Genomic DNA, 22,522 nt, shown 5'->3' with positions numbered 1-22,522 from the left:
GCTTTCCTTAAAATAAACCGAGATAGATGGCGACCAACAAGCTATACCTTGCGGCTTTGCCTAAAAATATAAGAACCAAACACGGCAGAAATTTCATCCTTAACCATCCTGCCGCTAAACATAGCGGGTCGCCAATCACTGGCAACCAACTAAAAAACAATCCCCAATACCCGTATTTGGACAGCCACTTCAATGCGGTATGCCCATGCTTCTCATCCTGAGTTCTATTTGGAATCCACAAACCCAACCAATAGTTGGTGAGACCGCCCAAGGTATTACCAATGGTGGCAACAATAATGATGGAAGAAACCGAGTATTGGTTTAACGATAAGGTGGCAATCAATCCAGCTTCAGAGCCACCTGGCAATAGAGTGGCACTAATAAAACCAGTAATGAATAGCACCCACAATGCGGAGTCAGAAAACCATAAAGCTAAGTTTTCAAAGGCAGCATTAAATGCCTCTAACATGTCATATCAAGCAAGATCTTGCCTCGCGTCCGCCCCGATTCGACTTGTTTGTGAGCTTCAATAACATCGGTCATCGGATAGACGTGTTGTACTTCAGTTTTTAACAGCCCAACGCCAACCATGTACAACAAAGTGTCAAGTTGTTCACGGTCAGGTTCGACTAACATACCGCTGGCTTCAAAACCAAGTAGCTTGGCTTTTTCACAAATCAGTTCTGCAGTAATCGTTGGAACAGTAATGACTCGAGCGTTATCTGTCAGGCATTTGAGTGCGTCTAAAGCGGCATCGCCACCAACAAGATCAATCAAAACATCCACATCTTCAACACGTTCTGACACTGGTGCAAATTGATAGTTCACTGCGTGTGCACCTAAAGTAGCGAGGTAGTCCAAATTTCGTTCACTACAGGTGGTAAACACTTCTGCTTTGGTCGCAACTGCAATTTGCACGGCTAAGTGACCAACACCACCAGCTCCGGCAAGTATCAATACACGGTCACCTTCGGTCACATTAGCTTTACTCAGCGCTTGAGCCGCAGTTTGACCTGCAAGTGGTAATACTGCCGCTGCCTCTAAGGCGACCGAATTGGGAACGTGACTTAATTCAGATTCAGGAACACAAACGTATTGGCTGTAACCGCCTCCTCGAATAGGGAAACCGATAAAGCCAGCTACCTCATCACCCTCTTGAAAACGAGAGGTATCTTCGCCACATGAAACGACTTTCCCCGAAATATCATAACCGGGTACCCAAGGTAAGTTGTCTTTGTTTTGTGCCGCAGCCCAACCAAGCCCCGCTCGCGTTTTGACATCAATAGGGTTAACGCCAGAGTATGCCACTTTAACTAAGACTTCCCCTGTTTGTGGGGTTGGTGTTGAGGTGGTTTGAATTGCAAGAACTTCTGCGTTGCCGAATTCGGTAATAGCGATCTGTTTGTGTTCCATAACCCATTCCCTGAGAGAAAACAAAAAGGGATGCAAGAGCATCCCTTTGACTATAAACCATTTTGTTTACCGAAGTTAATCGTCAATTTGTAAATTGGTAGATAATTCTATTTCACCAATTTTCCAACAAACAACTCAAGATGGTGTACTACCCCACCAGTGCCAGTAAGATACCAGCGGCAACCGCCGATCCAAGAACACCGGCTACGTTTGGTCCCATTGCGTGCATCAACAAGAAATTTTGTGGGTTTGCTTCCAAACCGACCTTGTTCACAACACGCGCTGCCATTGGTACTGCAGAAACGCCTGCAGCACCGATAAGTGGGTTGATGTCTTCTTTCGAGAACTTATTGAGAAGCTTCGCCATCAAAACACCTGCCCCAGTACCGATACTGAATGCGACTGCACCGAGTCCCAAGATACCTAGCGTTTCTAGATTCAAGAACTGCTCAGCTTGCAGCTTAGAGCCCACACCAAGACCTAAGAAGATCGTTACGATATTGATCAGCTCGTTCTGAGCGGTTTTCGATAAACGATCCACCACGCCAGCTTCACGCATCAAGTTACCCAGACAGAACATACCAACCAACGGTGTCGCGGAAGGTAAGAACAAAATCGTCATCAGTAACACAGCAAGCGGGAAGATCACTTTCTCCCACTTACCAACGTGACGCAGCTGGGCCATCTTGATCTGGCGTTCTTCCTTCGTGGTTAGGGCTTTCATGATCGGCGGCTGAATGATCGGCACCAGTGCCATGTAGCTGTATGCCGCCACGGCAATCGCACCTAACAGGTCTGGAGAGAGCTTACTCGCTAAGAAGATCGCCGTTGGGCCATCCGCACCACCGATAATCGCGATAGACGACGCATCCGCCATGGAGAACTCCATACCCGGAACATAGTTAAGCAGAATCGCCCCAAACAGCGTCGCGAAAATACCAAACTGCGCCGCAGCACCTAGCCACAAGGTTTTTGGGTTTGCAATCAAAGCACCAAAATCAGTCATCGCCCCCACGCCCATGAAGATCAGCAGCGGGAACACGCCCGATTCGATACCAATGTAATAAACGTAGTAGAGCAAACCACCTGGTTCGGTAAAGCCAGCATTGGGAATGTTCGCTAAAATGGCACCAAAACCAATAGGTAATAACAGTAAGGGTTCAAAGCCTTTTTTGATCGCCAAAAACAGCAAGGTGCAACCAACCAGCATCATACAGATTTGGCCGAACTCAAAGTTAGCGATCCCTGTTTCTGACCATAAGGTCATCAATCCGTCCATGATACTCCCTTACGCCAGACTCAGCAGCGGTGAACCAACAGTAACGGCATCACCTTCTTTCACGTTCAGTTCTTGAACCACCCCACCGCGCGCAGCACGAACTTCAGTTTCCATCTTCATAGCTTCTAGGATGAGTAGAACGTCACCTTCCGCTACTTCAGCACCGGGCTGAACATTCACTTTAAAGATGTTACCAGCAAGAGGTGCAGGAACCGCTTCAGCAGCACTATTAACAGGAGCATTTGGCGCTGCAGGTTGAACCGGTGCGGTTGCCCCACTTGGCGTTACCGATGTTAATTGCCCCTGCGGACCTACTTCAACTTCATAAACTTGCCCATCAACTCGCACGCTGTATGTTTCAACACCACCAGCAGCAGCCTGTGTTACTTGTGCAGCGGCAGGTTTCGCAGCTTCTAACGTTGGTGCTGGCTCAAACGCATCTGGGTTGCCACGGTTTTTCAGGAATTTCAGACCAACTTGAGGGAATAACGCGTAAGTTAATACATCATCGACACGTTCGCTCGCAAGCTTAATGCCTTCAGATTGCGCTTTCTCCATCAAATCAACAGTTAGGGTTTCCATTTCCGCTTCAAGCAAGTCCGCTGGACGACAGGTAATTGCCTCTTTACCATCAAGTACTTTCGCTTGTAACTCAGCATTAACTGGCGCAGGAGCGGCACCGTATTCACCTTTTAAAACACCTGCCGTTTCTTTGGTGATGCTCTTGTAGCGCTCACCTGTCAGAACGTTGATTACCGCTTGAGTACCAACAATCTGAGATGTCGGCGTGACCAGTGGAATAAAGCCAAGATCTTCACGTACACGTGGGATCTCTTCCAATACTTCATCAATTCGGTCCGCAGCGCCTTGCTCTTTTAACTGACCTTCCATGTTGGTCAGCATGCCCCCTGGAACTTGGGCGATTAGAATGCGTGAATCTACACCTTTTAGCTGACCTTCCCACTTCGCGTATTTTTTACGTACTTCACGGAAGTAAGCCGCGATAGGCTCGATTTGGTCTAGTTTCAGATTGGTATCGCGCTCAGTGCCTTGCAGCATCGCAACCACGGTCTCAGTAGGCGTATGACCGTATGTACAACTCATCGAAGAAATCGCAGTATCAAGAATATCGATACCTGCTTCTACAGCTTTCACGGCAGTAGCAGTAGATAGACCGGTCGTTGCATGACAGTGAAGCGCTAGTGGCACATCACAAGATGCTTTGATGCGTGTGATCAGCTCTTCCGCTTCATAAGGTTTAAGCAGACCAGACATATCTTTAATACAAAGAGAGTGACAACCTAAGTCTTCAAGACGTTTAGCAAGGTCAACCCATGTGTCTGCGTTATGCACTGGGCTCGTGGTATAAGACAATGTTCCTTGCGCATGTGCACCAACATCAACAGTGGCTTTCACCGCTTTTTGGAAGTTACGTACGTCATTCATTGCATCAAAGATACGGAATACATCCATACCATTCACGTGCGCACGCTCAACAAACTTCTCTACTACGTCATCGGCATAATGGCGGTATCCTAAAAGGTTTTGACCACGCAGTAGCATTTGCATTGGTGTATTTGGCATTGCTTTTTTCAATTCGCGTAGGCGCTCCCATGGGTCTTCACCCAAGAAACGGATACACGCATCAAATGTTGCGCCACCCCAGGTCTCTAACGACCAGTAACCAACCTTATCTAACTCAGCTGCGATAGGCAGCATATCTTCGATACGCATACGCGTAGCAAACAGGGATTGATGGGCGTCACGAAGGACCACATCAGTGATAGCTAGTGGTTTAGACATGCTCTTAAACTCCTTTTTAATCCTATCTTTCGGCTACTTCGCGACTGAGGCGCGATGTTTATGAATCGCAGCCGAGATCGCCGCCACTACTTGTGGACTAACAGCTGAAGAGGTTGATTGAACGTTGGTATTTGTTTTCGGTGCTGCGATCGGCGCTGGTACTTCTTCTGGCACCAATTTAGACATTAGCCGAACGAGATAAACTAGAATGGTGAGGAAAATAAATACGACCGCCATCCCTGTTAGCATCAGGGTGGCCGCATCTACTAGCAGGCTTCCTATATTCGTCATGTTGCTTCCTTTCTTTGTCATCCTGACAATGCGCAGGACTTTAATAGCGTCAAATCCCGACCAATGGATTATCTCGATTGGTTAAATTTTGTCAATTTTGTTTAAGGAAGCTTTTAAATAATCTCTAACATTGATTATTTATTCACTACTCAGATCACAAATTGCACTAAAATTCACTTCCCTAGTGGGATCGCTCAACATATAACCACACTAAATTAAAGTACTTGCAAAAACTGCGATTGGGATTTCAAAATGAAAAGAGGCTTTAAGAATAAAGTGAAATAAAAACAAAAGGATAGAATAAATTAACACACCAAAAACACGATATTAACAATAATAAAACATTAGTTTTATTATCGATGTTTGGATGGGGTTCTCTACCATCGTAAATCAATCAGGCTCGAGAAAGCGCAAGGTGGAGCTTTAAGATGACTATTTAAGCGAAACAAGCGTATTAGCGAAAATAGCTCAGGATCAGGCGCTTGAAGCAGAATCTAGCGCGAAGAAGCGGTGATAAATACGCAAGAGAGACACAATATCTTAGCCAAGCAGCAGATACAAAAAAGCCTCGCATAAGCGAGGCTTTTTTAAAGAGTGGCGCGTCCTGGAGGATTCGAACCTCCGACCGCCTGGTTCGTAGCCAGGTACTCTATCCAGCTGAGCTAAGGACGCACGGTTTTCGATATCAGTATTCCCAATATCAGGAGTTCACAAGGAAACCCTAAAGAGTGGCGCGTCCTGGAGGATTCGAACCTCCGACCGCCTGGTTCGTAGCCAGGTACTCTATCCAGCTGAGCTAAGGACGCGCAGTAATCTTTATTTTACTTTGTATAACCCGTTTATCAAACGAATTATTAAATAGTGGCGCGTCCTGGAGGATTCGAACCTCCGACCGCCTGGTTCGTAGCCAGGTACTCTATCCAGCTGAGCTAAGGACGCGCAGATCTTCTTGCTAAGAAGTTGTGAAGTAAATCACATTCATTTCTTACGAAACAAAAAAAAGGCCGTCGGGCCAGTCAATGAATGGCGGTGAAGGAGGGATTCGAACCCTCGATACGGGATAAACCGTATACTCCCTTAGCAGGGGAGCGCCTTCAGCCTCTCGGCCACCTCACCGTTTTCATTGTTATATCTCAAAAGAGATATGGCGCGTCCTGGAGGATTCGAACCTCCGACCGCCTGGTTCGTAGCCAGGTACTCTATCCAGCTGAGCTAAGGACGCACTTTTTGTTGATTTCTCAACGTTGCAAGAATGGCGGTGAAGGAGGGATTCGAACCCTCGATACGGGATAAACCGTATACTCCCTTAGCAGGGGAGCGCCTTCAGCCTCTCGGCCACCTCACCGTCTTGCGGAGGCACATATTACGTTTTACCGAAAATATGTCAAACACTTTCTTTGAAAAAAAACGCAAAAATCGCTTAACCGATGCGGATTTAATCAAAGTGACTATTAAACAAACTTTACCACCCTATTATGATGAAAAAAAGAGAGTCTTCTCTTAAAAAATGACATTAATCAGAAACTAAAAAGGCTAGCCCTTCGGCTAGCCTTTTTCATTCAAACTAAGCTCTGTAAACAGGAGCAGCTTAGTAGTTACCAGAAGCAACGTTACCATTGCCTTTTTCAGCTTGAATGCGCATGTAGATTTCTTCACGGTGAACAGAAACCTCTTTCGGAGCGTTAACGCCGATACGTACTTGGTTACCTTTAACACCTAGTACAGTTACAGTCACTTCATCACCAATCATAAGTGTTTCGCCTACGCGGCGAGTCAAAATTAGCATTCTTTGCTCCTTGAGTAATCTCTAAATTTTCTTGCTACAAAGCTATTATCCAACAAAAGTTATATTTTCGTAAACTACCTTGTCACTGAAAATTAGCCCAAAAAGGCATGTTTTTGCTGAATGTTCAATGCTTCACTAGATGTAACGTAAGCATCATGAAGAATGTTTGCTGCTGCATCCACACACATAGGTGGTAAGACTAGCATCATAGTGAGTGCATTCGTTGAACAGAAATTGATTGCAATATCTTGCTGTGCCAACAATTCACAGGCATGGTCAACCATTCCATTGGCTTCTAGCCCCACAGCGGTCAACAGGCTTACAGCTTCACTATTACGGATTTTATCGCTGAACACCAGATCCAACTTGGCACATGCATCTTGTTTTATCATGATACCTGTTCGTTCTGTTTCCTCGATCACATTCCAAATGTCGATACCCAACATCTGACATTGCTTTGTAATGCTAGACAAATGTTCGTTGTCGACTTCAATAATGGCAAGGTCACGTTGAATGGCTATACCAGAGACGGCTTTTGAGCCTGCTTCCCCTTTTACCAAACTGCCTTCGTTCAAATCAAATGTCGAAAGCACGCGTAGCGGTACATTGTTCTTCCACGCATACTGCACAGAAGGAAGATGTAAGACCTTTGCTCCGCGGCTAGCCATCGCTTCCATCGAAGGAAAATCAATAACTGCCATCTTTTGAGCGTTTTTTACTACACGTGGGTCACAAGTATAAATACCATCAACGTCGGTAAAGATTTGACACTCATCAGCGCTTAACGCACCAGCCAGTGTCACTGCGCTCGTATCTGAGCCACCTCGACCTAATGTGGTGATATCCCCATTTTCATTCACACCTTGGAATCCTGCCACGATCACGATTTGGTCTTGTTCAAGTAAATCCAGAATCGTAGAAGTATCAATGTGTTTAATCGTCGCGTCATTGTGTTGATTGTCCGTCACAATGTTCGCTTGTGCTCCGGTAAGTGAGCGTGCAGCGTAACCCAATTTATTCAGAGTCATTGCTAGCAGTGCCATCGACACTTGCTCACCAGCAGAGAGCAAAACATCAAGTTCTCGAGCAGTTGGAACGCTATCTACTTGCTTAGCCAGTTCCATTAGTCGGTTTGTTTCGCCTGACATTGCAGACACAACAACGACAACTTGATTACCATCATTCTTCGCCTTAATGATGTGTTCAGCTACCTGGTGGATTCTTTCAATTGAACCCACAGAGGTTCCACCAAACTTTTGCACGATAAGGGGCTTTTTCACCAGTCTTCACCTTCCCAAGACCAAAGTCTCATTAGGACCACTCATACTCCATTGAGATAAATTATATAAGCGGTAGTTACAACAAAAACCAAGCAGCGTAAATGACCTGGTTAAAATACGGTCAATTAAACCACTTGGTTACCATAAAAAAATTACGCCCAATCAAAGAAGCTTGATTGAGCGTAAATCATTTTTTAAAAGCTTATAGGCGTTCTTCTAGCCAAGGCTGTACAGACTGAATCGCCGCAGGTAGCGCTGCAACATCAGTACCACCTGCTTGCGCCATATCTGGGCGACCACCGCCTTTACCGCCAACTTGCTCAGCAACCATCTTAACTAGCTCACCCGCTTTCACTTTGCCGATAAGGTCTTTGGTTACACCTGCAATCAGACCGATCTTGTCATCGTTCACGTTTGCAAGAAGGATAACGCCGCTACCGACTTGGTTTTTGATGTCATCAACCATAGTACGTAGGTTCTTGTTATCTGCGCCTTCTAGAGCAGCAATCAGTACTTTAGTACCGTTGATATCCTGAACTTTACCCATGATGTTTGCGCTTTCTGCCGCAGCCATCTTGTCTTTCAGTTTCTGGATTTCTTTCTCTAGAGATTTTGCTTTCTGCGCTGATTCAGCCAGTTTCTCTTCGTACTTAGCCGCTTGAGCTTCGATTGCGTCTAGCGCACCTTCACCCGTTACCGCTTCGATACGACGGATACCTGCTGCGATACCACCTTCAGATGTGATCTTGAATAGACCGATATCACCTGTGTTTGAAGCGTGGATACCACCACAAAGTTCAGTAGAGAAGTCCCCCATAGACAGTACGCGTACTTCGTCGTCGTACTTCTCGCCGAATAGTGCCATTGCGCCTTTCTTCTTCGCAGACTCAATGTCCATCACGTTAGTTTCAATCGTGTGGTTGCGACGAATTTGCGCGTTGACTAGACGCTCTACTTCTTTCAGCTCTGCTGCCGTTACGGCTTCTAGGTGTGAGAAGTCGAAACGTAGGCTGTCAGCTTTCACTAGAGAGCCTTTCTGCGTTACGTGCTCACCAAGAACTTGGCGAAGTGCTGCGTGTAGCAAGTGCGTTGCTGAGTGGTTTAGAGAAATAGCTGCGCGACGCTCTGCGTCAACGATAGTTGCTACTTCGTCACCTTTCGCTAGAACGCCTTCTGCCATTACACCGTGGTGTGCGATTGCGTTACCTAGTTTTTGAGTGTCTTCAACACGGAATACACCAGACTCAGTGCGGATTTCACCAGCGTCACCACACTGACCGCCTGACTCTGCGTAGAATGGTGTTTCACCAAGCACGATGATTGCTTTGTCGCCTGCAGATAGAGATTCTACTTCGTTGCCTTCAACGAACATCGCCGCTACAGAGCTAGAGCCTTTAGTGCCTGCGTAACCACAGAATTCTGTTTGCGTATCAACTTTGATTGCTGCGTTGTAGTCAGTACCAAAGTTACCAGCTTCACGCGCACGTTGACGCTGCTCTTCCATCGCTTTCTCGAAACCTTCTTCGTCGATTGCAAACTCACGTTCACGTGCAACGTCGTTAGTTAAGTCAGCTGGGAAGCCGTAAGTATCGTAAAGTTTAAATACGGTTTCGCCGTCTAGAACTTTACCGTCTAGGTTATCTAGCGCTTCGTTTAGAATCGCCATACCGCGCTCAAGTGTACGACCGAAGTTTTCTTCTTCGATACGCAGTACTTTTTCAACCACAGCTTGTTGACGCTTCAGCTCTTCACCAGCCGTACCCATGATTTCCGCTAGTACACCAACCAGTTTGTGGAAGAATGCACCTTGTGCGCCTAGCTTGTTACCGTGACGAACTGCACGACGGATGATACGACGTAGAACGTAACCACGACCTTCGTTTGAAGGCATAACGCCATCAACGATCAGGAATGAACATGAACGGATGTGGTCAGCGATAACGCGTAGCGATTGGTTTGATAGATCTTCGTAACCAATCACTTCAGCAGCAGCTTTGATAAGAGCTTGGAATACATCGATTTCGTAGTTTGAGTGAACGCCTTGCATGATTGCAGAGATACGCTCGATACCCATACCAGTATCTACCGATGGTTTTGGTAGCGGTTCCATAGTGCCGTCTGCGTGACGGTTGAACTGCATGAATACGTTGTTCCAGATCTCGATGAAACGGTCACCATCTTCTTCAGGTGTGCCAGGACGGCCACCCCAGATGTGCTCACCGTGATCGTAGAAGATTTCAGTACATGGACCACAAGGACCTGTGTCACCCATTTGCCAGAAGTTATCTGACTCGTATGGTTTACCACCTTTCTTGTCGCCGATGCGAATAATGCGGTCTGCTGGAACGCCTACTTTTTTGTTCCAGATATCGAATGCTTCGTCGTCTGTCTCGTAAACTGTTACAAGTAGACGGTCTGCTGGCAGCTTAAGGGTTTCTGTTAGGAATTCCCATGCGAAAGAAATTGCGTCTTCCTTGAAGTAGTCACCAAAGCTGAAGTTACCTAGCATTTCAAAGAAAGTGTGGTGACGAGCTGTAAAGCCAACGTTTTCCAGGTCGTTGTGTTTACCACCAGCACGTACACAACGTTGAGCCGTAGTCGCTCGAGTGTAGGCTCGTTTTTCTAAGCCTAAGAAACAATCTTTAAATTGGTTCATACCCGCGTTTGTGAACAGCAGGGTTGGGTCGTTATGTGGAACTAACGATGAACTTTCTACGATTTGGTGTCCTTTGCTCTCAAAGAACTTGAGGAACGCGTTACGAACCTCATCAGTGCTCATGTACATGCAGCTCTTCCTGAAAATAGTCGAGTTAGAATTTTGCCGTATTGTAGATCATGCAATCAGCTACGACTAGTTTTCTTGCGGAAAAGAGGCATTAGAAGAAAAAATTTGAAGCAAAACAAAAAACAGTGCGAACGACTGACCGTTAATCTTCGTCCTCAAAGCTCAGCGCGTAGCTAATTTGGTCAAAACTGTAGCCACGATATTGCAGAAATCGCACTTGTTTAGCGTACTCTTTCTGGTCTTTGGCTTTTATTCCTTTGAATTTCTTCTCAGCAGCCATTCTTGCCAGTTCAAACCAGTCTTGTGGCTCTTCTGCCATTGCCATATCGATGATGGATTCTGCTACACGTTTTTGGTTCAATTCTTGACGAATTCGGCGCTCGCCATGCCCTTTGTAAACATGTTGACGCACTTGGCTTTTGGCATAACGCAGGTCATCCAAATAGTTGTGGTCGAGACAAAAATTGATTGCCGATTCTATGTCTGCCTCTTCATAACCTTTTAGAGCCAGCTTTTGGTATAACTCGTATTGCCCATGGTCTCGACGGCTCAATAATTGAATAGCCGCTTCTTTGCTAGATAGAGCCGGCGCTTGACGCTTTTGGTACATGGTGATCCTAAAACTGTTTTTGCTGTACAGGATTTATCTCAATCGTAGTAAATAACCGCTCACTCTAACCTACTAACACGCTAGTTCTGATCGCTTGCCTACCCTAATTGATATAAGCCCAGCCTTTGTTTTTTCGATTTTTATTTCAGCAGATACAACAAAGCCCCGCATAGCAGGGCCTTGTTCAATATGACTCAGTAAGAAGATTAAAACTCTTCTTCTTGCTCTGATTTTTCACCTGATTCTGGTGTTTCAGGTAGTGCTGGTGAAAGTAGCATTTCACGCAGTTTAGTATCGATAGTCTTACCGATTTCTGGGTTTTCGCGTAGGTAGTTACAAGCGTTTGCTTTACCTTGACCAATCTTGTCGCCTTGGTAGCTGTACCATGCACCTGCTTTTTCAACTAGCTTGTGCTTCACGCCTAGGTCAATCAGTTCGCCTTCGCGGTTGAAACCTTGGCCGTACATGATTTGCGTGTTTGCTTCTTTAAACGGTGCAGCAATCTTGTTCTTAACAACTTTGATGCGCGTTTCGTTACCTACTACTTCGTCACCTTCTTTGATTGCGCCAGTACGACGGATATCTAGACGAACAGAAGCGTAGAACTTAAGTGCGTTACCACCAGTCGTTGTTTCTGGGTTACCGAACATCACACCAATCTTCATACGGATTTGGTTGATGAAGATACACATACAGTTAGATTGCTTTAGGTTACCCGTTAGCTTACGCATCGCTTGAGAAAGCATACGTGCTTGAAGACCCATGTGGCTGTCACCCATTTCGCCTTCAATTTCTGCTTTTGGTGTTAGTGCTGCAACAGAGTCAACAACCATAACGTCAATAGCACCAGAGCGTGCAAGTGCGTCACAGATCTCTAGCGCTTGCTCACCTGTGTCTGGCTGAGAAACCAATAGTGCATCGATATCAACGCCAAGTTTCTTCGCATATACAGGGTCTAGCGCGTGCTCTGCATCGATAAACGCACAAGTTTTGCCTTCACGTTGCGCAGCAGCGATCAGCTCAAGAGTTAGCGTTGTTTTACCTGAAGATTCTGGACCGTAGATTTCTACGATACGACCCATTGGTAGACCACCAGCACCCAAAGCGATATCAAGAGAAAGAGAACCCGTTGAGATGGTTTCTACGTCCATTGCGCGGTTATCACCAAGGCGCATAATAGAGCCTTTACCGAATTGCTTTTCAATTTGACCTAGCGCAGCGGCGAGCGCTTTCTGTTTGTTCTCGTCCATTACTTTCTCCGATTTATTCATCTTGTTTTGGGCGACGAATAGTAATTCATTTTTCTTAAGCAGAAGAACTGCTCAGCAATGAAAGCCATTATACTGTTGATTCATACAGTGTCTATACCTGTATGAAAAAAATTTGACTGACCTAAAGTCATGATTTGCTCTAGCCCTTATCAAATCTGGGCTAAGGCAATTTCACAAATTCTAAATCAGATGTTGATACAATTGAGTCAGTGCGTGTTCGACCGCTTTTTTGCGAACTTGAGCACGGTCACCAGTGAAATGCATGGTATCCACTTGCTGCCAGTTTTGGTTATCAGCGAAGGCAAAACAGACCGTACCGACAGGTTTCTCTTCACTGCCTCCTCCTGGTCCAGCAATACCACTGATGGACACGCCGATAGTAGCATTCGAATTACGAATGGCACCTTGTACCATTTCAATCACGACAGGTTCGCTCACCGCACCATGTGCTTCCAACGTTGAAGCTTGTACACCAAGCATCTCCATTTTGGCTTCATTACTGTAAGTGACAAACGCCCGGTCAAGCCACGCAGAACTGCCAGCAATATCAGTAATAGCAGTTGCAACACCGCCACCCGTGCATGATTCTGCCGTCGTTAAAACATGTCCATGCTTAACCAATAATCCACCTAAATCGGCACTCAATTTTGTTGCTCGTTCCATAGCCAAAAATGCCCTTTGTCTCTTTTTACTTGATAGGGATTCACGTATCCTAAGCCGCTACGGAAATAAACAAAAGTACTTACCTGTGAAAGCTGAACAAAAACACACTCCGATGATGCAGCAATATCTCAAGCTAAAGGCTGAGAACCCAGAAATCTTGCTGTTTTACCGCATGGGCGACTTCTACGAACTCTTCTACGACGATGCTAAATGCGCATCTCAATTGCTTGATATTTCGTTGACTAAACGTGGTGCATCGGCAGGTGAACCTATCCCGATGGCTGGCGTTCCATTCCACGCCGTTGAAGGTTATCTAGCCAAACTTGTTCAGCTTGGTGAGTCTGTCGCGATCTGTGAACAGATTGGCGATCCTGCAACAAGCAAAGGTCCAGTTGAACGTAAAGTAGTACGCATTGTTACACCAGGTACAGTAACCGACGAAGCACTGCTGTCAGAGCGTATCGACAACCTGATTGCGTCTATTTACCATCACAATGGTAAGTTTGGTTACGCGACATTGGATGTGACTTCGGGTCGCTTCCAATTAGTTGAGCCTGAAACCGAAGAAGCAATGGCTGCTGAACTGCAACGTACTGCACCTCGTGAATTACTCTTCCCTGAAGATTTTGAACCCGTACATCTGATGTCGAACCGTAACGGTAACCGTCGTCGTCCTGTCTGGGAATTTGAGCTAGATACCGCTAAGCAGCAATTGAACCAACAATTTGGTACGCGCGACTTGGTAGGCTTTGGGGTTGAGCACGCTTCACTGGGTCTGTGTGCTGCGGGTTGTTTGATCCAATACGTAAAAGATACTCAGCGTACTGCCCTACCACACATTCGTTCATTGACGTTTGATCGCCAAGATCACTCAGTCATTCTTGATGCGGCAACACGTCGCAACTTAGAGTTGACGCAAAACCTATCTGGTGGGACCGATAACACGCTAGCCGAAGTACTCGATCACTGTGCGACCCCAATGGGCAGCCGTATGCTGAAGCGCTGGTTACATCAACCAATGCGCTGTGTCGATACTCTTAACAACCGTCTTGATGCAATTGGTGAGATCAAAGATCAGAGCTTGTTCACCGACATTCAACCAATCTTCAAACAAATTGGTGACATCGAGCGTATCCTAGCCCGTTTGGCGCTGCGCTCAGCACGTCCGCGCGATATGGCTCGTCTACGCCATGCGATGCAACAGTTGCCAGAGTTGGAAGCAGTCACTTCTTCTCTAGCTCACCCATACCTTAAAAAGTTGGCTCAATTTGCTGCGCCAATGGATGAGGTATGCGACTTACTTGAGCGCGCAATCAAAGAAAACCCGCCAGTGGTTATTCGCGAGGGAGGCGTGATTGCAGAAGGCTACAATGCGGAACTTGATGAATGGCGCAAGCTTGCAGACGGTGCAACCGAGTATCTTGAAAAACTCGAAGCAGACGAGCGTGAACGTCATGGTATCGACACCCTAAAAGTTGGCTACAACGCTGTACACGGTTTCTTCATTCAGGTTAGCCGTGGTCAAAGCCACTTGGTTCCACCACACTATGTACGTCGCCAAACACTGAAAAATGCAGAACGCTATATCATTCCAGAGCTGAAAGAGCACGAAGATAAAGTTCTGAATTCAAAATCAAAAGCGCTAGCAGTTGAGAAAAAACTGTGGGAAGAACTATTTGATTTGTTGATGCCAAACCTTGAGAAGATGCAAAACCTTGCTTCGGCGATCTCTCAGTTGGACGTACTACAAAACCTAGCCGAGCGTGCAGATTCACTTGATTACTGTCGCCCAACATTGGACAAAGAAGCGGGCATTAGCATTCAAGCGGGTCGTCATCCTGTCGTGGAGCAAGTAACAAGCGAACCATTTATTGCTAACCCAATTGAACTGAGCTCAAATCGTAAGATGCTGATCATCACCGGTCCAAACATGGGTGGTAAATCGACCTACATGCGCCAGACTGCATTGATTGCTTTGATGGCTCACATTGGTTCATACGTTCCTGCAGAATCAGCTCATATTGGCTCTCTAGACCGTATCTTTACTCGTATCGGCGCATCTGATGATTTGGCATCTGGTCGTTCAACCTTCATGGTAGAAATGACTGAAACCGCCAACATTCTTCACAACGCCACTAAGAACAGCTTGGTGCTGATGGATGAAATTGGTCGCGGTACCAGTACTTACGATGGTCTGTCTTTGGCATGGGCAAGTGCAGAATGGCTTGCAACTCAGATTGGGGCAATGACTCTGTTCGCAACGCACTACTTCGAACTGACTGAGCTGCCAAACTTGCTGCCAAATCTCGCTAACGTTCACCTTGATGCGGTAGAACACGGTGACAGCATTGCTTTTATGCATGCAGTTCAAGAAGGCGCGGCAAGCAAGTCTTATGGTCTAGCGGTTGCTGGTTTAGCGGGCGTTCCAAAACCAGTCATCAAGAATGCACGTCACAAACTGTCGCAGCTTGAACAATTAGGTCAAGATAATGACTCACCTCGTCCGAGTACCGTTGATGTGGCAAACCAACTCAGCCTGATCCCTGAACCTAGTGATGTTGAACAAGCATTGTCGAATATCGACCCTGATGATTTAACGCCGCGTCAGGCACTGGAAGAGCTATACCGCTTGAAGAAGATGCTCTAGTTCTTGGGCTAACTGGTACAGTAAAACGCAAAAAGGCTATGGTCACCCATAGCCTTTTGTTTATTCTGATCTAGCCTCTATCGCTGCCTACGTTTAGTCGTCTTCTACGTTGAACAAGTTTTCCATGTTCAGACCTTGTTTAATCAAGATCTCGCGTAGTCGACGTAAGCCTTCCACTTGGATCTGGCGAACACGTTCGCGTGTTAAACCAATTTCACGTCCCACTTCTTCAAGCGTTGATGGCTCATAACCAAGCAGACCAAAACGACGTGCCAGCACTTCTTTCTGTTTTGGATTCAGCTCTTCTAGCCAATGGATCAATGAAGATTTGATGTCATCGTCTTGAGTGGAAACTTCAGGATCCGAGTTGTTTGCATCAGGAATAATATCCAGTAACGCTTTCTCGCCGTCACCACCGATTGGAGTATCGACAGAGCTAATACGCTCGTTAAGGCGAAGCATTTTACTTACGTCTTCTACTGGGATATCTAACTGTGCAGCAATCTCTTCTGCTGTTGGTTCATGGTCGAGCTTCTGAGAAAGTTCACGCGCTGTACGCAGATAAATGTTCAGCTCTTTAACCACATGAATTGGCAGACGGATTGTACGAGTTTGGTTCATCAACGCACGTTCGATCGTTTGGCGAATCCACCACGTCGCGTAAGTTGAGAAACGGAAGCCTCGTTCTGGATCAAACTTCTCGACCGCACGGATCAAACCTAAGTTACCTTCTTCAATAAGATCAAGAAGCGCAAGACCACGATTGCTGTATCGGCGAGAGATCTTCACTACAAGACGCAAGTTACTTTCGATCATGCGTTTGCGAGCGGCTTCATCGCCACGCAGTGCACGTCGTGCATAAAGTACTTCTTCTTCTGCAGTAAGTAGAGGTGAGAAACCAATTTCACCTAGGTAAAGCTGAGTCGCGTCTAGGCTCTTGCTGCTCGCATCAAACTCTTCGCGTGCTGCTGTTTTGGTTCCGTTAGATGGTTTTTCAAGTCCGTTAGAAATGCCTTCCGATTGTGCATTATCATATTCGAACTCTTCAACTTTGGTTACTGTGTTGCTGATACTCATAACGCCTCCCCCTGGCGAGTTAGCAAGACATGACAACTCAATATGTCGCTAAATGATGTCGCAAGTTGTTATTCAAAGTTCTACGGTAAATAGCGCTTTGGATTCACTGATTTACCTTGATAGCGAATTTCAAAGTGAAGTTTGACGGATTTAGAACCAGAACTACCCATGGTCGCTATTTTTTGTCCGCTCTTAACACTTTGTCCTTCTGAGACCAGCAATCTGTCATTGTGTGCGTATGCGCTTAAATAATTGTCGTTATGCTTCACTATAATTAGGTTGCCATAACCTCGTAGCGCATTACCTGAGTACACGACTGTGCCGGCTGCGGTTGAAACGATTGGCTGACCACGCTGTCCTGCGATGTCTATGCCTTTATTTCCTTGTTCTCCCGCTGAGAAATTCTTGATTACTCTCCCTTTTGTTGGCCATAACCACTTCGATACTTTATCGTTTTTCGCGGTAGTTACTGGCGGTTTCGGTTTAACATTCTGATTACCTTTTGACCCAACATACTCCTTTGGTTTGGATTGTTCAACCTTCTTTGGAGGCTGTTTTTGTGCAACTTGAGTCTTAGTCGGTTTAGGTTTTTGAGTAGAGCTTTTACTTGAATTTGACGGCTTTGACGCTGTTGATGTTTTAGTCACTGGAACAGGTTTCGCCGCAACTACAGGAGCAACAACGGGTTCCACTTTATGACCATATTTAGGCGCAACATATTTCGGAGCCCAAAGTTTTAACTTCTGCCCCGGGAAAATCGTGTAAGGCGCAGACAATTCATTGTAACGAACAAGATCATTTACATCCTTATCTGTGACGTAGGCAATAAAATAAAGGGTATCACCTTTCTTTACTTCGTAATAACTCCCTCTATAACTACCACGCTCAACCGTCGAGTAATCTTTATTTAGGCTTGAAACAGGTGCAGGTGAATGAGCCGCGCAACCAACCAGTCCCGCAGCCAATAAACAGCTAATACCAAAACGACGTAATAACTTCTTCACCTAGTCTTTAACCCTTAAGCTAAATCACCTGCAACTAATGGCACAAATCTTACCATTTCTACCACGGTCGACAGATATTGTTCACCCTGACGTTCAATTTTTAATAGTTGTTGTTCATCTTCACCAACAGGAATGACCATCTTACCGCCCTCTTTCAGCTGGGATAGAAGTGCTTGGGGAACACTTTCCGCTGCCGCAGTGACAATAATCGCATCGAATGGACCTTTCGCTTCCCATCCAAGCCAGCCATCTCCATGTTTGGTAGAGACGTTATAAATATCCAGTTGTTTCAGACGGCGCTTAGCATCCCATTGCAAAGACTTAATGCGTTCAACGGAATAGACATGATCGACAATTTGCGCAAGCACTGCAGTTTGGTAACCCGAGCCCGTGCCGATTTCTAAAACATTACTGTCCGATTTTAGATCAAGCAGCTCTGTCATTTTTGCAACGATATAAGGCTGAGAAATAGTTTGTCCCTGACCAATCGGCAGCGCATTGTTGTCGTACGCTTGGTGCATCATTGCTTGTGAGACAAAGCTCTCACGCGGTAGTCGATAAATCGCATCCAACACACGTTGATCACTGATGCCACTGGAGATAAGAAACGCTATCAACCTGTCAGCATGTGGGTTACTCATTAACTCTCTTCCTTTAACCAACTGTCCATTGCGCGCAGCGACTCATGAGCGGTGAGATCGACTTGCAGCGGCGTGATTGAAACAAAACCATGTTCAATGGCATAAAAGTCCGTACCGATGCCAGCATCTTGCTCTTTACCCGGAGGACCAAGCCAATAAATATCATGTCCGCGTGGATCTTTCTGCTTAATCATATTCTCAGCGTGATGACGCGCACCCAAGCGAGTCACTTCTATCTCACCAAGTTCTTCAAACGGAAGATCAGGAACGTTTACATTCAATAGACGGTTAGTTGGGATTGGGCGAATCAGATGCTGCTCAACCAACTGGCGAGCAATTTTAGCAGCAGATTCAAAATGTTGTTTACCGACTAGAGAGAAAGCAATCGCCTGCACGCCAAGGAAGTGTCCTTCCATAGCAGCAGCCACCGTGCCGGAGTACAAAACGTCATCACCTAGATTTGCGCCATGATTGATGCCTGACAGCACAAGGTCTGGCAAATCATCTTTCATCAACTCATTCAGCGCAAAGTGTACACAGTCTGTTGGCGTACCTTGCACAGAGAATGTCTTTGGCGCAATCTCGGTGACACGCAGCGGTTGCTCCAGCGTCAATGAGTTAGATGCACCAGAGCGGTTTCTGTCTGGTGCGACAATCGTTACTTCGGCAATGCTTCTCAGCTCATCAGCAAGCGCATGAATTCCTTGAGCATGAACACCATCATCATTGCTGAGCAGTATTCTTAATGGCTTCGCGTTGTGTGAATCCATTTCCATTAATATTCTCTTTCTACCTTTTCTTCGATGACCAGCTCACGCACGATTGAGGTCGCAAATGAACCCGCATCCAGCGAGAATGTCATCGTGATGTTATTACCATCGACCGTCCAAGCTAGGTCTTGTGGCTTGAGTGCGATATCGCGGCGGTCGTGACGCATACGGTTACCGCGAATCAGTGCCATCAAATCTGGTTCTTCATCTAAGAACGGTTGTTCTAAGGTTAGCGCATCCGCTTGAGTTGGTAGTGCGTTATCGCCCGCCACTGCCGCGGTGATCGCCACTTCGCCTTGAGCAAATTGTGCTTGTAACTCGGCGATGTTGCTTGCATCAACTAACTGAGTGCCAGAAGCTGTCTGCGCAACATCACCGTCGATGAACTTATCAAATACACCATTCTCTAGGCGAGCTGAAACAATGCGGTTGAAGATCCACGAACGAGCCGCTGACAGATACATGCTGCGTTTGTTTTGATTGCGGGTACGAACGTTCTCGCGTCCCCATCGACGTGCTTCTTCAAGGTTGTTGCCATCGTTACCAAAACGCTGACTACCAAAGTAGTTTGGCACACCCACTTGTTTCACTTTTTCAAGACGTTGTTCAACATCCGCTATATCTGTCACTTCAGACAAAGTAACCACGAACTCGTTCCCTACTAAGTCACCAGGGCGCAGTTTTTTATTGTGACGATCCGTTGCTAGGATCTCGATGCTCGGGTATTGCGCCAAAAATGCTGAAAAATCTGGCGTTTCACCTTTTGGTAAATGCACACTTAGCCACTGTTCAGTCACAGCATGACGGTCTTTAAGACCCGCCCAGCTAACGTCTTTCGACTTAACACCACAGGCTTTTGCTAGTTCGTTAGCAACGAAACTGGTGTTCTCACCTGTTTTACGGATACGAACCATTAAATGCTCGCCTTCACCCGTAAAGGCAAAACCTAAATCTTCGCGAACCTGAAAGTGCTCTGGCTGCGCTTTGATTTTTGCAGATGCAACTGGCTTACCTGTTAGGTAAGCCAATGAAGATAAAATGTCTGACATGATGTATTTCCGCTGATATCACAGCTTAGAGGAGCAAATTGCTAATTATTGCTTAAACAGAAGTACAACTGCTTCCGTTGCAATGCCTTCTTTGCGTCCAGTAAAACCAAGACGTTCTGTCGTCGTTGCTTTTACGTTAATGTTGCTAATGTCGGTTTCAAGGTCTTCGGCAATAGCAGCACACATTGCGTCAATGTGCGGCGCCATCTTCGGCGCTTGTGCCATGATAGTGACATCGGCATTACCAAGACGGTAGCCTTGCTCTTTGACTCGGCGATAAACGTCTTTCAGTAGTTCACGACTGTCTGCACCTTTCCATTTTTCGTCCGTATCAGGGAAGTGACGACCAATGTCGCCTGCAGCAATAGCGCCAAGCAGGGCATCCGTTAACGCATGCAGCGCTACATCACCGTCAGAGTGTGCAATCAAACCTTGTTCGTAAGGGATCGCTACACCACCAATGATTACCGGACCTTCACCACCGAATTTATGTACGTCGAAACCATGACCAATTCGAATCATTTTCTATCCTTTCTTTATTCGCCGCGCTCACGGCTTAGATAAAACTCGGCTAACGCAAGATCTTCTGGCTGAGTAATTTTTATATTATTCGCATTCCCTTGAACAAGTGCCGGCTTTCCACCTAACCATTCCAAAGCCGAGGCTTCATCAGTGATGGTTGCACCTTGTTCTAATGCGTCAGTCAGTGCTTGAGTAAGCAGCTGAGTTTTAAACATTTGTGGAGTTAATGCATGCCACAATGCTTCTCTATCTACCGTATGATCAATATCTTGTGCTGCGTTTGCTCGCTTCATTGTGTCTCTCACTGGAGATGCGAGGATGCCACCAGTTGGGTGTGCGCTACAAACGTCGATCAAATGGTCAATATCGGATGTTAATACACACGGTCTTGCAGCGTCGTGGACTAATACCCACTCGCTTTCCAGATGTGTACTTACATAGTTTAGCCCTGATAACACAGAGTCTGCCCTTTCTTTACCACCAGCCACGCGAATCACATCAGGGTGTTGAGCAATGGAGAGTTCAGGGTAGTATGGGTCGCCGTCGGTAATAGCCACGACAACCTTAGAAATTTTTGGGTGAGAAAGCAGTTTCTCTACGGTATGTTCCAGTACCGCTTTGCCGTCAATCAACAGGTATTGTTTTGGGCGATCTGCCTTCATGCGACTGCCAACACCTGCGGCTGGCACAATAGCAATATGGGTTGGAGTGTTAGTATCCAACATATTAATGCTCTTCCTCATCGACAATTCGGTAGAAGGTTTCGCCATCTTTAACCAAACCAAGTTCATGACGTGCACGTTCTTCGATTGCATCAAGACCTTGTCGTAAGTCATCAATCTCAGCGAACATCTCGTTATTACGAGCTTGCAGCTTGCTGTTTACTTGTTGCTGCACTTCAATTTCATCTTCTACTGTGTAGTAGTCAGACACCCCGTTTTTGCCAAACCAGAGGGTATATTGAAGCCAGCCAAACAGTAACGTAAGGGCTATAACAAAGATTCGCATATCGTTGCTAACATTCTGTACCGGAAGGGATTAGATAAGGTGACATATATAGCATAAATGCGTGGTTGGCTCTAGGGTAGAAAAAGAGACTCACACGCTCCTTACAGGAAAAAAGCAGCAAAATGAAACAAAGAGATTCCCTACTCTCTCCTTCGTCGTTCTAGGGAATGACAAATCAACGTAAGCGAAAGACATCCAAAAGCAAAGCCTGTTCTCATGTATCTAAGTGAAGTGCTCTCGAAGAGCCAAGTCCGCTCCTACCTTTCGAAGAGAAGCGCTCCCGAAGGGCGAAGCCCGTTCCTGCCTCTCGAAGCATAGCGTTCTCATATGTTAGATACAAAAACGCCCTGCAAGTGCGAGGCGTTTTCAAAAGCTTTAAGTTAAGCTGTTAATTCAGTTAAGAATTAAGCTTGACCTTTAACTTCTTTGAGACCGCTTCCTTGAAACATGGAGGAGCGCGCTCACTTAGAGCTTCCGTCATATAAAAAAACGCCCCGCAAGTGCGAGGCGTTTTCAAAAGCTTTAAGTTAAGCTGTTAATTCAGTTAAGAATTAAGCTTGACCTTTAACTTCTTTGAGACCGCTTCCTTGAAACATGGAGGAGCGCGCTCACTTAGAGCTTCC

The 22,522-nt window shown here is 46.1% G+C and carries 20 protein-coding genes and 6 tRNA genes; 1 reads left to right on the top strand and 25 read right to left on the bottom strand.

Annotated elements, in window-relative coordinates; genetic code table 11:
- Positions 1–7: 7 nt before the first annotated feature.
- From ABMY42_RS05385 to pncC, 17 genes are all read right to left on the bottom strand, one after another.
- Positions 8–469: a YqaA family protein gene (locus tag ABMY42_RS05385; RefSeq protein ID WP_349266107.1), complete on the bottom strand. Its 462-nt coding sequence runs from the start codon at positions 467–469 to the stop codon at positions 8–10.
- Complete coding sequence (locus tag ABMY42_RS05380; RefSeq protein ID WP_009701936.1) at positions 463–1,413, bottom strand: NADP-dependent oxidoreductase; 951 nt, start codon at positions 1,411–1,413, stop codon at positions 463–465. The genes ABMY42_RS05385 and ABMY42_RS05380 overlap by 7 nt, the downstream gene beginning before the upstream one ends.
- 148 nt (positions 1,414–1,561) lie before the next feature.
- Entirely contained in the window at positions 1,562–2,692 is a 1,131-nt protein-coding gene (locus ABMY42_RS05375; RefSeq protein WP_005448436.1) for a sodium ion-translocating decarboxylase subunit beta, read from the bottom strand.
- A gap of 9 nt (positions 2,693–2,701) precedes the next feature.
- Positions 2,702–4,495, bottom strand: a complete 1,794-nt coding sequence (gene oadA, locus ABMY42_RS05370) for a sodium-extruding oxaloacetate decarboxylase subunit alpha (RefSeq protein ID WP_005448438.1) — start codon at positions 4,493–4,495, stop codon at positions 2,702–2,704.
- A gap of 33 nt (positions 4,496–4,528) precedes the next feature.
- Positions 4,529–4,786, bottom strand: coding sequence for an oxaloacetate decarboxylase subunit gamma (locus tag ABMY42_RS05365; RefSeq protein ID WP_005448441.1), 258 nt, complete (start codon positions 4,784–4,786; stop codon positions 4,529–4,531).
- Between the two features lie 595 nt (positions 4,787–5,381).
- Positions 5,382–5,458: transfer RNA gene (locus ABMY42_RS05360), tRNA-Arg, on the bottom strand.
- 57 nt (positions 5,459–5,515) lie between these two features.
- A tRNA-Arg gene (locus tag ABMY42_RS05355) sits at positions 5,516–5,592 on the bottom strand.
- A gap of 56 nt (positions 5,593–5,648) precedes the next feature.
- Positions 5,649–5,725: transfer RNA gene (locus ABMY42_RS05350), tRNA-Arg, on the bottom strand.
- 85 nt (positions 5,726–5,810) lie between these two features.
- Positions 5,811–5,902, bottom strand: a tRNA-Ser gene (locus ABMY42_RS05345).
- A gap of 29 nt (positions 5,903–5,931) precedes the next feature.
- Positions 5,932–6,008, bottom strand: a tRNA-Arg gene (locus tag ABMY42_RS05340).
- Between the two features lie 31 nt (positions 6,009–6,039).
- A tRNA-Ser gene (locus ABMY42_RS05335) sits at positions 6,040–6,131 on the bottom strand.
- A 243-nt stretch (positions 6,132–6,374) separates the two neighbouring features.
- Complete coding sequence (csrA, locus tag ABMY42_RS05330) at positions 6,375–6,572, bottom strand: carbon storage regulator CsrA (protein ID WP_004415691.1); 198 nt, start codon at positions 6,570–6,572, stop codon at positions 6,375–6,377.
- 92 nt (positions 6,573–6,664) lie between these two features.
- The gene (locus ABMY42_RS05325; protein WP_005452123.1) at positions 6,665–7,852 is read right to left on the bottom strand and encodes an aspartate kinase; all 1,188 of its coding nucleotides are present in this window, start codon (positions 7,850–7,852) and stop codon (positions 6,665–6,667) included.
- A 202-nt stretch (positions 7,853–8,054) separates the two neighbouring features.
- The gene (gene alaS, locus ABMY42_RS05320; protein ID WP_349266106.1) at positions 8,055–10,637 is read right to left on the bottom strand and encodes an alanine--tRNA ligase; all 2,583 of its coding nucleotides are present in this window, start codon (positions 10,635–10,637) and stop codon (positions 8,055–8,057) included.
- A 142-nt stretch (positions 10,638–10,779) separates the two neighbouring features.
- Positions 10,780–11,247 carry a recombination regulator RecX gene (gene recX, locus ABMY42_RS05315; protein WP_009698765.1) on the bottom strand — a complete coding sequence of 156 codons (468 nt, stop codon included), beginning with the start codon at positions 11,245–11,247 and terminating at the stop codon, positions 10,780–10,782.
- 206 nt (positions 11,248–11,453) lie between these two features.
- Complete coding sequence (recA, locus tag ABMY42_RS05310; protein WP_050907766.1) at positions 11,454–12,497, bottom strand: recombinase RecA; 1,044 nt, start codon at positions 12,495–12,497, stop codon at positions 11,454–11,456.
- A gap of 201 nt (positions 12,498–12,698) precedes the next feature.
- Positions 12,699–13,181 (bottom strand): nicotinamide-nucleotide amidase, encoded by a 483-nt coding sequence (gene pncC, locus ABMY42_RS05305; RefSeq protein WP_050907765.1) that lies wholly within the window; start codon positions 13,179–13,181, stop codon positions 12,699–12,701.
- A gap of 85 nt (positions 13,182–13,266) precedes the next feature.
- Here pncC and mutS point away from each other — a divergent pair, with 85 nt between their 5' ends.
- Positions 13,267–15,828, top strand: coding sequence for a DNA mismatch repair protein MutS (gene mutS / locus ABMY42_RS05300; protein ID WP_349266105.1), 2,562 nt, complete (start codon positions 13,267–13,269; stop codon positions 15,826–15,828).
- A gap of 93 nt (positions 15,829–15,921) precedes the next feature.
- On the opposite strand, the gene rpoS is transcribed toward mutS, so the two are convergent.
- From rpoS to ftsB, 8 genes are all read right to left on the bottom strand, one after another.
- Positions 15,922–16,905: an RNA polymerase sigma factor RpoS gene (rpoS, locus tag ABMY42_RS05295; RefSeq protein ID WP_005452115.1), complete on the bottom strand. Its 984-nt coding sequence runs from the start codon at positions 16,903–16,905 to the stop codon at positions 15,922–15,924.
- 80 nt (positions 16,906–16,985) lie between these two features.
- A complete protein-coding gene (locus ABMY42_RS05290) occupies positions 16,986–17,909 on the bottom strand; it encodes a peptidoglycan DD-metalloendopeptidase family protein (RefSeq protein WP_009698767.1) in 924 nt (307 codons plus the stop codon).
- Between the two features lie 14 nt (positions 17,910–17,923).
- The gene (locus ABMY42_RS05285) at positions 17,924–18,550 is read right to left on the bottom strand and encodes a protein-L-isoaspartate(D-aspartate) O-methyltransferase (protein ID WP_017189122.1); all 627 of its coding nucleotides are present in this window, start codon (positions 18,548–18,550) and stop codon (positions 17,924–17,926) included.
- On the bottom strand, positions 18,550–19,326 hold the full coding sequence (gene surE, locus ABMY42_RS05280) for a 5'/3'-nucleotidase SurE (protein WP_009698768.1): 777 nt from the start codon (positions 19,324–19,326) through the stop codon (positions 18,550–18,552). The genes ABMY42_RS05285 and surE overlap by 1 nt, the downstream gene beginning before the upstream one ends.
- Positions 19,326–20,369 (bottom strand): tRNA pseudouridine(13) synthase TruD, encoded by a 1,044-nt coding sequence (gene truD, locus ABMY42_RS05275; protein WP_349266104.1) that lies wholly within the window; start codon positions 20,367–20,369, stop codon positions 19,326–19,328. Before truD ends, surE begins: the two co-directional genes overlap by 1 nt.
- A gap of 45 nt (positions 20,370–20,414) precedes the next feature.
- Positions 20,415–20,891: a 2-C-methyl-D-erythritol 2,4-cyclodiphosphate synthase gene (ispF, locus tag ABMY42_RS05270; protein ID WP_009698769.1), complete on the bottom strand. Its 477-nt coding sequence runs from the start codon at positions 20,889–20,891 to the stop codon at positions 20,415–20,417.
- Between the two features lie 14 nt (positions 20,892–20,905).
- Positions 20,906–21,616, bottom strand: coding sequence for a 2-C-methyl-D-erythritol 4-phosphate cytidylyltransferase (gene ispD, locus ABMY42_RS05265; protein WP_050907763.1), 711 nt, complete (start codon positions 21,614–21,616; stop codon positions 20,906–20,908).
- 1 nt (position 21,617) lies between these two features.
- Positions 21,618–21,899 (bottom strand): cell division protein FtsB, encoded by a 282-nt coding sequence (gene ftsB / locus ABMY42_RS05260; protein WP_005452106.1) that lies wholly within the window; start codon positions 21,897–21,899, stop codon positions 21,618–21,620.
- Positions 21,900–22,522: the final 623 nt, after the last annotated feature.

It is taken from the genome of Vibrio sp. SSH13-20 (assembly GCF_040104475.1).
GTDB lineage: Bacteria > Pseudomonadota > Gammaproteobacteria > Enterobacterales > Vibrionaceae > Vibrio > Vibrio harveyi.
This window is presented reverse-complemented; position numbering and strand designations above follow the sequence as displayed.

Bases quoted from the DNA above. Each gene is read 5' to 3' on its own strand.
- ABMY42_RS05375 (WP_005448436.1), bottom strand. From the start codon at position 2,692: ATGGACGGATTGATGACCTTATGGTCAGAAACAGGGATCGCTAACTTT.
- oadA (WP_005448438.1), bottom strand. From the start codon at position 4,495: ATGTCTAAACCACTAGCTATCACTGATGTGGTCCTTCGTGACGCCCAT.
- ABMY42_RS05385 (WP_349266107.1), bottom strand. From the start codon at position 469: ATGTTAGAGGCATTTAATGCTGCCTTTGAAAACTTAGCTTTATGGTTT.
- recA (WP_050907766.1), bottom strand. From the start codon at position 12,497: ATGGACGAGAACAAACAGAAAGCGCTCGCCGCTGCGCTAGGTCAAATT.
- ABMY42_RS05380 (WP_009701936.1), bottom strand. From the start codon at position 1,413: ATGGAACACAAACAGATCGCTATTACCGAATTCGGCAACGCAGAAGTT.
- ispF (WP_009698769.1), bottom strand. From the start codon at position 20,891: ATGATTCGAATTGGTCATGGTTTCGACGTACATAAATTCGGTGGTGAA.
- truD (WP_349266104.1), bottom strand. From the start codon at position 20,369: ATGTCAGACATTTTATCTTCATTGGCTTACCTAACAGGTAAGCCAGTT.
- pncC (WP_050907765.1), bottom strand. From the start codon at position 13,181: ATGGAACGAGCAACAAAATTGAGTGCCGATTTAGGTGGATTATTGGTT.
- csrA (WP_004415691.1), bottom strand. From the start codon at position 6,572: ATGCTAATTTTGACTCGCCGCGTAGGCGAAACACTTATGATTGGTGAT.
- recX (WP_009698765.1), bottom strand. From the start codon at position 11,247: ATGTACCAAAAGCGTCAAGCGCCGGCTCTATCTAGCAAAGAAGCGGCT.
- rpoS (WP_005452115.1), bottom strand. From the start codon at position 16,905: ATGAGTATCAGCAACACAGTAACCAAAGTTGAAGAGTTCGAATATGAT.
- ispD (WP_050907763.1), bottom strand. From the start codon at position 21,616: ATGTTGGATACTAACACTCCAACCCATATTGCTATTGTGCCAGCCGCA.
- ftsB (WP_005452106.1), bottom strand. From the start codon at position 21,899: ATGCGAATCTTTGTTATAGCCCTTACGTTACTGTTTGGCTGGCTTCAA.
- ABMY42_RS05285 (WP_017189122.1), bottom strand. From the start codon at position 18,550: ATGAGTAACCCACATGCTGACAGGTTGATAGCGTTTCTTATCTCCAGT.
- surE (WP_009698768.1), bottom strand. From the start codon at position 19,326: ATGGAAATGGATTCACACAACGCGAAGCCATTAAGAATACTGCTCAGC.
- alaS (WP_349266106.1), bottom strand. From the start codon at position 10,637: ATGTACATGAGCACTGATGAGGTTCGTAACGCGTTCCTCAAGTTCTTT.
- ABMY42_RS05365 (WP_005448441.1), bottom strand. From the start codon at position 4,786: ATGACGAATATAGGAAGCCTGCTAGTAGATGCGGCCACCCTGATGCTA.